The sequence below is a fragment of the Streptomyces cyaneus genome, from assembly GCF_004028635.1.
Classification (GTDB): domain Bacteria; phylum Actinomycetota; class Actinomycetes; order Streptomycetales; family Streptomycetaceae; genus Streptomyces; species Streptomyces cyaneus.
The window spans coordinates 716294-729547 of the sequence record NZ_ML138678.1; the positions used below are offsets into that span (position 1 = coordinate 716294).

Sequence of the window (13254 nt, forward strand, 5' to 3'; positions counted from 1 at the left end):
GGAAACCGGGACAACCTCAACGCCCGTCCGGAACAATGGTCCTGCTCGACGGACGACGGGGCGACAGGGTGACGGGGGCGTCATGACAGGCCTGAAGGGTGCCGAGTGGCACGCCCGGATCTCGTGCGGGGGCAGGGTGTCCGGCGCGGGCTTCCTGGTGGCCCCGGACAAGGTGCTCACCTGTGCGCACGTCGTCGAGAACAGCGGCTTCGACCCGGTGACCGTGACCTTCCCGCAGCGCCCCGGGGACGCTCCGGCGGCCGCGCGGGTCGTGGCGCACGGCGGCTGGGACGGCCGCGTCAACGAACTGGGCGATCTGGCCGTGCTGGAACTCGACCGCGAGATGGCGATCGCCCCGGCGTCGCTCGCCCCGGCCGACGCGGCACACGGCGACCGCAAGCTCGTGGCCTACGGGTTCCCGGCCGGGTACGACGAGGACGGCACGATCGCCGAGTTCCGTACCGTCGCGGCGCAACTGTTGATCAGCGGCGAGTGGGTCCAGCTGGAGGCCTGGAGCGGGCACGGCCAGCCACTGGCCGTCGGGTTCAGCGGCGCCGCGGTCGCCCTGGTCGACACCGGCCAGGTCATCGGCATGGTCACGGCAGCGGCCCGCCCCCACGGCGTACGCACCGGCCGGATGATGCCCACGCACGTCCTGGCTCGCTACTGGCCCGACCTCAGCGCCCTCGTGCCGATACCGGGTTCCGCGCACCTGCGGGGCACGCCGAGCCCAGGGCACGCGTACGTCGACGGTGCGCCCGGGCGGGACCTCGCGCCCCCGCACGGCGTGCCGACACCGCGTCCCGCGCACTGGGCGCCCCCGGGACCCGCGCACTGGACGCCCCCGGGACCCGCGCACGCGCCTGGGATGCCCGCTCCGCATGCCGTGCCCGACCTGGACGTACCCCCTCCGTGCCCAGCACCCCACCACCACACCCCTACCCCGAGCCCCGGCCACCCCGACGGTCCCCGGCTGCGCGCGCTCGTCGAGAAGGCCGCCCGTGCCGGTCTCGACTGTGACCCCGTCCGGCTCTACGCCGCCGCCGCGGGCCCGTTCGATCCGTTGCCGCCCGTCGAGGGCTTCGGGTCGTTGTGGTCGGCGGCGTGGTTCGTGCTGTGCGAGGTGGACGACCCGGGCACCGTGACCCGGTTCGCCGAGCGGCTCGACGCCCTGCTCACCGCCCCGCCCCCGGCCGAGACCGGCGCCATCCTCGTCGAGCTGGGCCACAGCGGCGCCGGCGACGACCTGGTGCGGGTCGAGGTGTCGGCGTACAGCGCGGGGCGCCGGCATCCGGTCCCGGCGGAGACGGTTCCGAGGTCCCGGCTGCGCGCGTACGTCCAGGAGCGGATCGAGGACGCCTTCTGTCATCTGACGCCCGGCGCCGACGAGTTGATCGCCTTCGCGCTGCCCCGCGACTGGCTGGACTGGCCGGTCGACCGCTGGGAGAAGGGCCCCGACGACGACACACCGCTCGGCTGCGTCCACCCGGTGGTGGTCACCGACCACGCCCGGCGCAGAACGAGCACCCGGCACATCCTCACCAGCGCCTGGCAGCGCCTGGACTCCCGCACCGGCGCCCGTGTGCACCGCGTCGCGTGCGGGGGCGCCGAGGACCCCAGGAAGCTGCGGCTGGCGCTGGTGCAGTCCGAGGTGTGCCTGGCGGGGTTCGGCGCGACACCCCGTTCGGCCCGCACCCGCCCGCACTTCGAGACGTCGCTCACCGCACCGGCCCCGGTGATCGTGTGGTCGCGGCAGGGCTGCGACCCGGACCAGGCCGACTGCGCGGGCTCCGCCGACTGCCCCGGTACGGCGTTCCTGGAGGCCCTCGACGGACTCGCCACCCGCGTGCCGCCTGCCCAACTCCCTCGCCAGGTCCTCGGTCTGCGCCAGCGGGCCGACGCGGAGGACGACCACTGGGCGCGCGACATCCAGCTCCTGTGGGACGACCCCCGCCGCTTCACCGACCCGCACGCCACGGCCGTACACACAAGGTCACCCGTCGCCTGACCCGTCGCCTGACCGGCGCCGGAAACCGTCAACGGAGAGCAACCGGAGAGAGCGCCCCATGCCGCACTGGTCCGTCTACACCGGCACCAACGAGCCGCACGACGGCATCGCCGAGCTGCCCCCGCCGCCGCCCTGGCGGGCGTTCGACGGCGGCCCTGCGCTGCCGCCGCCCGGCGAGACCGACGACGAGGCGGCGGTCTCCCCGGACCGTGTGCACCGGGCGAGGACCTACGTGCCGACCCCCGAGAGCGTCCAGCTGGTCAACGCAGCGCTCTGCCTGCGCCGCCCGCTGCTGGTCACCGGCCCGCCCGGCACGGGCAAGTCGTCCCTCGCCTACGCGGTCGCCCGCGAGCTGTGCCTGGGCCCCGTCCTGCGCTGGAACATCACCAGCCGCAGCACCCTCGCCGACGGTCTCTACCAGTACGACCCGCTCTCCCGCCTGTACGCGGCGCGCAGGGACGACGGCCACGGCCCCGCCGCCGACGGCGTCGAGGACCATCTGCGCCTCGGCTCCCTGGGCACCGCCCTCCTCCCCTACGACCGCCCGCGCGCCCTCCTCGTCGACGAGATCGACAAGAGCGACCTCGACCTCCCGAACGACCTGCTGAACATCCTGGAGGAGGGCCAGTACGAGATCCCGGAACTGGTCCGCGCGGCCCGCCACTCCCCCGACGGCACGGCCCATGTCCTCGCCGACGGCACGGACACCCCGGTGACGATCTCCCGCGGCCGGGTCCGCTGCCGCGCCTTCCCGTTCGTCGTCCTGACCAGCAACGGCGAACGCGAGTTCCCGCCCGCCTTCCTGCGCCGCTGCGTCCGACTGCGGCTGCGCCGCCCCGACCGCGACCAGCTCACCGACATCGTCCGCGCACACCTGGGCGAGCCCGACACACGGGCGGAGGCCCTGATCACCGAGTTCCTGACCCGCGCCGGCACCGGCGCACTGGCCACGGACCAGCTCCTCAACGCCATCTACCTCACCGGCATCGCCGGCCTCGAAGCCGACTCCCGGGAGAAGCTGGCCGAGCAGCTCATGCCTTATCTGAGCGCGGCGGCTGACGGCGATGGATTCTGAGGGGCGGGGGCGGGCGGTCTCCCGGCCGGAGGCTCCTGTGCAGAGCGCTCCTGCGCAGAGCGAGGGTTCCGCCGTCGCTCGGCTGGCGGCCGTTCTGACCGCCGTGACGGGTGGGGACGCCTCCGCGGAAGCCGGGCCCACGTCTCGCGAGCTTGCCGAACTGCTGTGGTTCGCCGGGCAGTTGGGCGGCACAGAAGGGAATCGGGCCGAACGGGAGTCACCCGCCGGGCACCTGCGGGAGAGTGCCGTCGACACACCCCCCGCCCCCACCGCCGTACCACCGCCCCCAGCCCCCCGCAGCACGCCCCACCAGTCCCCCACCCCACCCCCCGACGACCGCATCCCCCTCCACCTCCCGGAGCCCCCGCGCCCCGACAGCCCGCCCTCGCGCGGCACCACCCCGCTCCTCGCCCCGGCGCCCCCGATGCTCCCCCACCCCCTCGCTCTGCAACGCGCCCTGCGTCCCCTCAAACGCAAGGTCCCCTCGCCCCGCGCCCGGCTCCTCGACGAGTACGCCACCGCCGACCGGATCGCCCGGCTCGGCGGACGTCCCGACGTCTGGCTCCCGGTGCTGCGCCCGGCGCCGGACCGCTGGCTGCGCCTGAACCTGGTGTACGACGCGGGCCCGACGATGCCCGTGTGGCGCCCCCTGGTACGCGAACTGCACACCGCGCTCGCCCAGTCGGGCATCTTCCGCACGGTCACCGTGCACCGGGCCACCCCGGACGGCCGCGCCCACCACGTCCCCGCGCTCGCCGACGGCCGCACGGTCACCCTGGTCGTCAGCGACTGCATGGGCCCGCAGTGGCGCCCCGGCCCGGCGGGCGACCGCTGGTACCGCACCCTGCGCCGCTGGGCGACCCGCATGCCCCTGGCCGTCGTACAGCCACTGCCCGAACACCTCTGGCACACCACGGCCCTGCCCGCCGCCCCCGGCCTGCTCACGGCTCCGACGGCGGCGGCGCCGTCGGCCGCGTTGACCTTCGCGCCGTACGACGCGACACCCCACTCGCACGACCTGTCCGTCCCCCTCCCCGTCCTGGAACCGGCCCCGGCCTGGCTCGCCAACTGGGCCGCCCTGATCGCAGCACCGGGCGGCGGCCACGCACCCGGCGCCCTGGCCTGGCTGCCACCCGCGCCCCTCCCGCCCGCCGAACCGGCCCCCGACATCGCCGCGTTGCCGTCGCAGGACCTGGTGCTGCGGTTCCGGGCGACCGCGTCCCCGGAGGCGTTCCGCATCGCCGGCCATCTCGCCCTGGCCGACCCTTCCCTGCCGGTGATGCGCCTCGTCCAACGCGCCCTGGACCGCAGCCCGCGCCCCCAGCACCTCGCCGAGATCATCCTCAGCGGCCTGCTGACGGCGATCCCGGGACCGCCGGGGTCGTACGAGTTCCGGCCGGGCGTACGGGAGTTGCTGCTGCGGTCGTTACCGCGTACGGCGCGGGCGCGGACCCGTGAATTCCTCGCCCGGGTCGGCGGGTTGATCGACGAAGAGGCGGCGATCAGGCCGGGCGAGTTCCGGGCGGAGGCGCGAGCGGGCGACGGCTCGGAGGGCGGGGGTGCCGCCTTCGCGACGGTCAGGGAGGAGACGGTACGGCGGCTCGGTGGAGGAGGTGGGGGCAAGGACCTCTTCGCCGGGCGGTATCGGCTGCTGGGGCGGCGGGGGCCGAGTCAGCGCATGTGGGCGGCGGTCGACGTGTGGACCGACCTGCCGGTGGTCGTCCACCGCTATCCGGTTCAGCAGGCTCCGCAGGAGCGGTTCCTGCGGGAGGCGCAGGCCCTGACGGAGCTGCGGCACCCGAACGTGGTGCGCGTGCTGGACCACGGCGTGGAAGGTGAACACCCGTACCTGGTCGCCGAGTTCGTGGACGGCGTCACCCTGGCCGAACTGCAGCTGGGCAGCGGGCCGGGGGTCTCCTTCCGGGTCTTCGCCCAGCTGGTCGCGGACGTCGTGCCCGCGCTGGAGGCCCTGCACGAGCGCGGCCTGGTGCGCGGGCAGGAAGGCTGGGACGGTCTGCTGCTGCGGCCGGACGGGTCGGTGATGATCAGCAGGTTCGCGCTGGGGGAGCAGTCGGAGGGACACGATGAGCGGTCGGACTTCCTCATGTTCGGGTCGCTGCTGAGGGACTTGGCCTCGAACAGTCCAGCCAGCCTGCGATTCCAGCGGATGCTGGCGGAACTGGCCCGGGGCGAGAACCCGGTCGACGCCGTACGGCGACTGCCGCGCTCGACAGCCTTCGACTGGTCACTGAGCGGGCTGGAGGCCGACCGACTGCGCATCACCCTGCTCGGCCCGATGAACATCAGGCGCTCAGGACGGTTCCTCACCCTCCCGCCCCCGGATGCCCAGGCCGTGCTGTGCATGCTCCTTTTCCAACAGGGCCGCCGCGTCAGTCTCGACACACTGGCCAAGGGCCTGTGGGAGCGGCCTCCGTGGGGATTGGAGGCGGTGAGCCGCCTTCGCGAGGTGGCCACAGAGCTGCGGCAATGCCTCGGCCCCGGCACCCTCGCCGAACTCCCCGACGGCTACGCCCTCCATCTGCCCGGCAACCGCCGGAGCGACTACCTCGACGTACACCACTGCGAGGAAATCGTCGACAGCCGCACCGACGTTCTGACTCCAGAAACCCAACGCTCCATCGTCCAGGACGCCTTGAGCCTCTTCTACGGCGACCCACTGGACGGCGTCCCCGGCCCGGCCGCGCACGCCACCCGCGCCCGCCTGCGCGCCCTGCGCCTCAGCCTGTACGCCACCCGCGCCGAACTCGACCTGAAGATGGGCGACTTCGCGCAGGCGGCGACCGACCTCACCGCTCTCGTCCAGGAGCACCCGGACCGCGAGGACTTCCGTCGGCTGCACATCCTGGCGCTGAAGGGTGTGGGGCGGACAGCGGAGGCAATCGAGGCGTACGAGTCCTACGAGGAGTACCGACAGCAGTACGGCACCCCCGTCGATCCGGCTCTGCAGGAGCTGTACCACGAGTTGCGCCCCACGCCACGCCCGACGATCGTCCTCGAAGCCCCGGGGCTGAGCGAGCACCCGGAGGCCCACCGCGCCCTCCGTCGCGCCGCGGACCGATTGCTCTCGGCGGCACAGCTGGTCGTGGAACAGTACGAATTGCTGGCCCGCGAGGACGGCTACGTCGTCCTCATCGAGCCCGACGCCGCCGTCCTGCCGGTGGTGAGCGCGGCGCTGCTCCACCTTCCGGTCGCGCTCGCCGAGTTGGAGGACCCACCGAAGTTCCGGGTCACGTTCTGGCACAGCCCTTGGATCGCGGGCGTGGACGAGCCCGCCGTCGCGCCCGACGTACGGACAGCCCTGGAGCCGCTCGCCGCGGACATCACGGTCGTCGTCTCGCCGGAGCTGCACGCGGAGCTCTCCAGCACTTCGGCATTCCTGCCGCTGCACCGCGGCACACCCGGATCTGAGCCCATCGCCTGGTACTGCCCCTTGTCCCTGCGGGCGTCCGAACCGGAGCCCGCTCCCCGCGACCTGGTACGCGGCCCCTTCACCAAACCTGACATCCTGGGCCTGCGCGCCTCGGACCCGAGCCGTACGGCCATCGTCCACACCCGGCCCGACGGCGCCCTCACCCTCCTCAACCCGGACCAGCCCTGGGGCAAACGCCGCCCCCTCGACGTCACGTACTACGAGGTCGACCTCACCATCCACAGCTCAGCGCATCAGGTCGCCCTCCCGAGTTCCGGCGGTGGCACCTTCGCGGCCACCTTCGAGCTCTCCTGGCATGTGTCCGACCCGGTCGCCTTCGTCCTCGGCGAGACCGCGCAGGTCGCGAACGTCCTGATCGAGCACTTCCACAACGAGGCGTTCCGCATCACCCGCCGGCATCCGCTGCGCCGGGCCGGTGCCGCCCAGCAGGCCGTGGAGAACGGGCTGCGCAGGTGGCCCGTGCCGGGGTTGTCGGTGACGTGCTCGGTCCAGTTGACGTCGGAGGTGCAGCCCGCCCCGGCTCCCCAGACCCCGGCTCCCCAGAAACCGCCCGCCGGGGCCCCGCTGACCCCGGCGGACCTCCTGGGCGCCGCCGACATCGTGCTGCTCGGCTTCGAAGGCCCCCTGACCAGGCCGTTCTCCACGAAGGGCGCCCGCAGTGCCGCCCTGGAGCTGCTCTCCGTGGTCGTCGATCACCGCGACCCCGAGGACGCGCTGGCGGGCCGTCCGCTCACCGCCGAGGGCAATGGCCCGATCCCGCTCCAGGAAGAGATGGTGCACCCCCTGGACGTACTGCGCGCGTTCGCCGACAGCAGCGTCGCCCCCCTCCTCCGGGACCGCCTCGACGAGCTCGAACTGCGGGCCGTGGCCCAGGCCCGCCCCACCCCGGGCGCCGCCGACCTCGTCCGCGTCCTGCGCATCTCCGGTCGCGCCGTGGCTGTCGTCACGAACTTCTCCGAGCGGGCTGTCCACCGCCATCTGGACTACCCAGGACTCCCCCTGACAGCGATCTTCGGCCGGGGCCGGCTGCTGATGCCCGATCCGGAATGCCTCCGCCTCGCCCTGAACCACTTCGGCCGACCCGCCGTCAGCCTCCTGGTCACCTCCACGGCCGCCGAGGTCACCGCCGCCCGGCAGCTGGACCTGCCCGTCATCGGCTACGCCGACTCCCCCGCCACCGAACGGCGCCTGCGCAAGGCCGGCTGCGACCTGATCGTCGACTCCCTCCAGCCCATACTCGAAGCCACCCGCTCCCTGTGACCCGACACGCCGCCTGACTCCCCATCAGATGCAAAACCCCCCATTCAGCGGCACCCCACCCGGCCCCCTCCAAAAGGCGCCCCCCTCCCGGCCGCCCGCACGATGCGAGGGAGGCCGCCACACATGCCGGCCCCGCACACAACGACCCACACACCCCACGCGAGGCCCGCCACCCACCCGGCGGACCCATGGTCTGCGCTCTCGGGAGGACCCCCCATGACCGCCACAATGGAGCAGCTGCGCCGCTGCCACTTCGCCGTCGACCTGGGGGCGGCCAGGACCCGCGTCTATGTGAAGGGCTCCGGGCTCGTCGTCGACCAGCCCTCCGCCGCCGCCGTCAACACCCGCACCGGCGCCCTCATCGCGGTCGGTGAGTTCGCGGAGAGGATGACCGGCCGTACCCCGGACTACATCCGTGTCGTACGGCCCGTCTCCGGCGGCACCGTCGTCGACATCGAGATGGCGCAACGCATGCTGCGGCAGCTCATCGGCGACAAAGTCCGCCGCACGCTGCGCCGCAAGCCCTTCCTGCGCGCCGCGGTCTGCACTCCGCACAACCCCGACCCGCTCGCCCAGCGCGCTGCCATCGAGACGCTCGTCGGGCTCGGCGCGCGGCGTGTGGAGCTCGTGGACACGCTCATCGCCGCCGCCGTGGGGTGCGGGCTGCCCGTGGAGCAGCCCGAGGCCAGCATGATCATGGTGTGCGGGGCGGCCGCGACCGAGGTCGCCGTGCTCTCGCTGGGCAATATCGTCACCGCCGAACGCGTCCTGGTCGGCGGCGAGGCCGTCGACCACGCCATCGTGCAGCACCTGCGCCACGAGCACGAACTGATGCTGCCCAGCCAGAGCGTACGGCCCCTGCAGCTCGCGCTCTCCGGCAACGGGCTCACGCCGCACGGCCCCGCCTCCACCGAGATCCACGGCCGCGACGTCTGCACCGGTCTCGCCCGCAGCGTCCAGGTCGACACCGCCGCCGTACGACACGCCATCCAGACGCCGCTCACCGGCGTCCTCGACAGCATCGGCAAGGTGCTGCGCGACTGCCCGCCCGATCTGGTCGCCGACCTCGCCGACCGGGGGATCATGATGGTCGGCGGGAGTGCGCTGCTGCCCGGGTTCGACCAGATGCTGCGGCAGGCCACGCGCATGCCCGTGCACATCGCCGAGCGGCCCGACATCTGCGCCGTGCAGGGTCTGGGCACCATGCTGGAGGGCAAGATCGAGCCGTTGGAGCTGGACCCGGCCACCTGAACGCCGGGCGCGCGCCCGGCCGGGTCACCGCGGCCGGGGTCGGCCCGTCAGCGCGTCATTGCATCAGCCCTTCAGCGCGGCGATCTCCTCCGCCAGACTCGGCGCCAGCTGCCCGGCCGCCGTCACGTCCTTGCGGTCGGCGGCCTCGCGGGCCTCGCGCAGGTCGGCCGTGACCGCGGCCGCCTCGGCCCGGGGCGCTTCGTCCTTCAGCCGCTCCCAGACGAGTTCGAGGCTGGTGACGTCACCAGCGACGGCTCCCTCGTCCCCGGCCCCGGCGTCGATCCCCAACTGCCGTGCCCACAGGGCGAACCGGTCCAGGTCCACCGTCCGCACCGGCTCGTGACGCAGCCGCAGATCCGAGGTGTTCTGCGCCACCCGCAGCGCGGCACCGAGCGCCTCCTCGTCGTCCTTCGCGGCGACGGCCTCGTCGAGCGTGTCGAGGTCGCGTGACATCTGCCGGTCCAGCAGTTTCGGTACGGCGTCGGAGTCGCGGTACGCCGACCACGCGCCCTGCACCGCGCCCAGGTCGGCGTCGGTGACCTCGCCGTCCTGCGCGGCCTGCGCCGCCCGCTCCAGTGCGGCCAACTCCCGTGGCAGCGGCCCCTGTTGGGAGTCGGTCGGCACCGCGAGCGACACCGCCTCCAGGTCTCCGCCCGCGTTGCCGGTGGAGAACTCGCCGTAGCCCGGCGCGAAGGTCTTGTCCTCGGTGGAGCCGTCCATGTGCAGTTCGCGCACCGTCATCGCGCCCTCGACCTTCCCGTACGGCCCGTCGACGGTCTGGTCGACCTCCCTCACGGTGACCTCCTCGAAGACGACGCCGGGGAGGTTCTCCGGCCGGTAGACGTCACCCTTCTCCGGATGCGCAGGCATGATCATCGCGGCGGGCGCCCCGTCCCGGCCCGCCTGCCAGGTGCCCTCCGTGTCCGCGACCACGCCGTCGTCGTAGTTGAAGACGTTCTCGCCGAGGTACCAGACGGAACCGTCGTCGGCCTGGGCGTACCAGTCGAGGGCGACCTCGTGGATACGGCCGTCGGCGAAAGCGACGTACTGCTGGATCAGGGCCTGGACGGTCCTGTCGTCGAAGGTGATCGTCTTGCTGCCGGGCAGTGTGCTGACCTCGGTGCGGAACACCTCGCCGTCCGCCTGGCCGCCCATGACGACCTGGTCGACCTCGCTGGTGGGGTGCAGCGGGTTGGTGATCGGCGTCGGGTGCGTGAACGTCGGCTCGGTCAGGTCGACGCGGTCGTTCTCGGGGGCGAGCGGCAGACAGTCCTTGCCCGTCTCGCCGGTCTCCTCGTCGACGACGCGCACACAGTCGTCGGTGCCCGTCCGCTCCGATCCGCCGGCGTTCCCGGAACAGGCGCCGGCCATCAGCACAACGGCGCCCACGACGGCCCCTGGCCACAGGATCCTGTGCTGAGTGTTCATGGCGGCCTCCTCGATGCCGGTCCGATGGTCCGAGCATCGCCCGCCCGCACTGAACGCAGCCTGAACGCCCCTGAACGCCCTGTCAGAAAGCGGGGTGAGACCATTGCCACCAGCAAAAAACCACCAGTAGTGCCGGGGGAATGCGTGGCCCAGGGGCAAGTGACCTACAACGTTTCGTACAGCGTGTCTCCCCCGAGCATCCGCAACACGGCCGACCCTGGTGCCGTATGGCTCCACCGCGACACGACCGCCGCTCCCGCGCTGGTGCTGTCCGGGTCCGACCGCGCCTTCCACGTCGTCGGCCATGGCAGCAGCGGCAGCCACTCCCTCGCCAGGGTGGTGACCGAGCAGTCCCCGTCCCGGGTGAGCGGGCGGCCCGGCGTCTACCGCGTGGTGGACCCGCAAGGCGCACCGCTGGGGCGGATGACGCTGCGTCGGGGCCTGCTGCTCGGGTTCGGCCGGACGCGGTGGACGGTGGAGCCGGTCGCGGGCCCGGCGCTGCGGGGGTTCCGGGGCCGCATGGGGTGGTGGGTGCTGTGGTGGCCGTTCGGGTTTCCCCTCAGCCTGGTGGTGGCGATCTGGTCGGTCTTCTCCGATTGGGGCGACGGCGGCTTCCGCGCGCCTCGCCGGGTGATCTGGCGGGACGATTCGGGCCGTGCCCACGTCGTCTTCCGCGGCATGGCGGAGGACTACCAGGTCCTCACGGTCGGCTGGGATCCACGCCTGATCGCCGCGCTCATCGGCCTCCACCAGTCGTTCGACCCGAACGAGGGGGCGAAGACGGGGGGCTGGTACAAGAGCTGAGCCAAGAGCTGAGCCCCTCCCCCGGCGACCACCGTCACTCCTCGGCCGACGGCAGCAGCACCGTGAACCGCGCCCCGTCCAGCCCTTCGCTCACCCCTGCCTCCACCCGCCCCCGGTGCGCCGCCGCCACCTCCGCGACGATCGCGAGGCCCAGTCCCGCGCCGCCCGCCCCGCGCGCACGGGACTCGTCCAGCCGTACGAAACGGTCGAAGACCCGCGCCCGTTCGGTGGCCGGGATGCCGGGACCGTCGTCCTCCACCACCAGCCGCACCCACCCGTCCCCGGCGTCCGCCAGCGCGAACGCCACCCGCTCGCGGGCATGCCGGGCCGCGTTCTCGCCCAGGTTGCGCACCAGGCGCCCGAGCGCCTCCGCGTCGCCGGTCACGCGGGCCGCGCCCACCGCCGTGCTGTCGACCCGCAGGCCCGGCGAGGCCGAGCGCAGCCGGCGTACCTCCGCCAGGACCAGGTCGTCCAGGTCGACGGGCCGTCGGCCACCGCGCAGCAGGGCGTTCTCGTCGGCGCGGGCGAGCAGCAGCAGGTCGTCGACGAGGCGCTGCATGCGTACGGCCTCGTCCAGGACCGTGCCGGCCAGGGAGCCGGTGTCGGACCGCTCGGGGTGGGCGAGGGCGACCTCGGCGTGCTGGCGGACGGTGGCGACGGGTGAGCGCAGTTCGTGCGAGGCGTCGGAGACGAACCGGCGCTGGGCGGCCTCGGCCCGGGCCACTCGGCGCAGCGCCCGGCCGACGGCGATCCAGGTGGCGGTGGCCGCGAGGGCGAGCAGGACGGGCAGGCCGATGAGCAGCAGCCAGGTCACCGTGTCCGTGGCCTCGGCGACCCCGGAGGCGTCCCGCCCGTCGAGGACGACCAGTTCGCGGGCGCCGTCCCGGGCGCCGACCGCGACCACCAGGAAGGGGTCGTCGTCCAGCGGGGTGTCGACGGAGGCGCTCCCGCCGGGGTCCAGCCGGGCCAGCGCGGGCTGTCCCTCGACGTTCTCGCTGGCCGCGACGACCGTGCCGTCCGCGGCGACGACCTGGAGGAACTCCTCGTCGGGAGCGGCCACGGTCGGCGCGGGCACCCCGCGGCCCGCCTCGATGACCCGGGCCACGTCCGAGGCGCGGGCCCGGGCGGCGTTCCGTACGTCGTCGCTGAGCTCGGTGCGCAGCCCGACGACGAGCCCGACCCCGGCGGCGACCAGGGCGAGGGCGACGGCGAGCACGACGACGACCGTGGCCCGGACCCTTACCGCCCGCAGCCTGCGCTCGTATCGCTCACCCGTCATGTGCTTGTGGGCCTCACCCGTCATCGGGCACGAGCCGATACCCGTGCCCGCGCAGAGTCAGTAGCGACTGCCGCCCGAACGGCCGGTCGACCTTGTTGCGCAGCCGCCGTACGTACACCTCGACGATGTTCGGATCGCCCTCGAAGTCGTCGCCCCACACGTGGTCGAGGATGGTCCGCTTGGACACCACGTCCCCGGCCCGCCGCAGCAGGAACTCCAGCACCGCGAACTCCCGCGCGGTGACCTCGACGGCGCGCCCGGCCCGGCTGACCGTGCGGGCCGCCGGGTCGAGCCGCAGATCACCCGCGGCGAGCACGACGGGCCGCTCCCGCGCCTCGCGCCGCAGCAGCGCCCGGAGCCGGGCGAGGAGTACGGCGTAGGAGACGGGCTTGGTCAGATAGTCGTCGGCGCCGGTGTCGAGGCCCTCGATCTCGTCCCACTCGCCCTCTTTGGCGGTGAGCATGAGGATCGGCGTCCAGTCGCGCTCGGCGCGCAGCGACCGGCAGACGCGGTAGCCGTTGAGCCCCGGCAGCATGACGTCGAGCACGATGGCGTCGTATCTGTTCTCGCGGGCCAGCCACAGCCCGTCCACCCCGTCGAGCGCGATGTCGACGGCGAAGCCCTCGGCCTCCAGGCCGTCCCTGAGCCCCGCCGCGAACCGCTCCTCGTCCTCGACGACCAGCACCCGCATGCCCTCA

The 13254-nt window shown here is 73.5% G+C and carries 8 protein-coding genes; 5 read left to right on the forward strand and 3 right to left on the reverse strand.

What is annotated here, in order from left to right:
- Positions 1-82: 82 nt before the first annotated feature.
- The 4 genes from EHO50_RS03215 (at position 83) to EHO50_RS03230 (ending at position 9045) form a co-directional block, all read left to right on the forward strand.
- The gene (locus EHO50_RS03215) at positions 83-2008 is read left to right on the forward strand and encodes a VMAP-C domain-containing protein (protein ID WP_128428249.1); all 1926 of its coding nucleotides are present in this window, start codon (positions 83-85) and stop codon (positions 2006-2008) included.
- A 58-nt stretch (positions 2009-2066) separates the two neighbouring features.
- Positions 2067-3083: an AAA family ATPase gene (locus EHO50_RS03220; protein WP_128428250.1), complete on the forward strand. Its 1017-nt coding sequence runs from the start codon at positions 2067-2069 to the stop codon at positions 3081-3083.
- Positions 3084-3120: 37 nt separating this feature from the next.
- Positions 3121-7794, forward strand: a complete 4674-nt coding sequence (locus EHO50_RS03225) for an SAV_2336 N-terminal domain-related protein (RefSeq protein ID WP_246100999.1) — start codon at positions 3121-3123, stop codon at positions 7792-7794.
- Between the two features lie 216 nt (positions 7795-8010).
- On the forward strand, positions 8011-9045 hold the full coding sequence (locus tag EHO50_RS03230; protein ID WP_128428252.1) for a rod shape-determining protein: 1035 nt from the start codon (positions 8011-8013) through the stop codon (positions 9043-9045).
- Positions 9046-9108: 63 nt separating this feature from the next.
- On the opposite strand, the gene EHO50_RS03235 is transcribed toward EHO50_RS03230, so the two are convergent.
- Positions 9109-10473: a hypothetical protein gene (locus tag EHO50_RS03235; protein WP_128428253.1), complete on the reverse strand. Its 1365-nt coding sequence runs from the start codon at positions 10471-10473 to the stop codon at positions 9109-9111.
- A gap of 159 nt (positions 10474-10632) precedes the next feature.
- Between EHO50_RS03235 and EHO50_RS03240 the strand changes: the two genes are divergently transcribed.
- A complete protein-coding gene (locus tag EHO50_RS03240) occupies positions 10633-11277 on the forward strand; it encodes a hypothetical protein (protein ID WP_128428254.1) in 645 nt (214 codons plus the stop codon).
- Between the two features lie 34 nt (positions 11278-11311).
- On the opposite strand, the gene EHO50_RS03245 is transcribed toward EHO50_RS03240, so the two are convergent.
- Positions 11312-12580 (reverse strand): sensor histidine kinase, encoded by a 1269-nt coding sequence (locus tag EHO50_RS03245; RefSeq protein WP_220096413.1) that lies wholly within the window; start codon positions 12578-12580, stop codon positions 11312-11314.
- Positions 12570-13247, reverse strand: coding sequence for a response regulator transcription factor (locus EHO50_RS03250; protein ID WP_128428255.1), 678 nt, complete (start codon positions 13245-13247; stop codon positions 12570-12572). Before EHO50_RS03250 ends, EHO50_RS03245 begins: the two co-directional genes overlap by 11 nt.
- Positions 13248-13254: the final 7 nt, after the last annotated feature.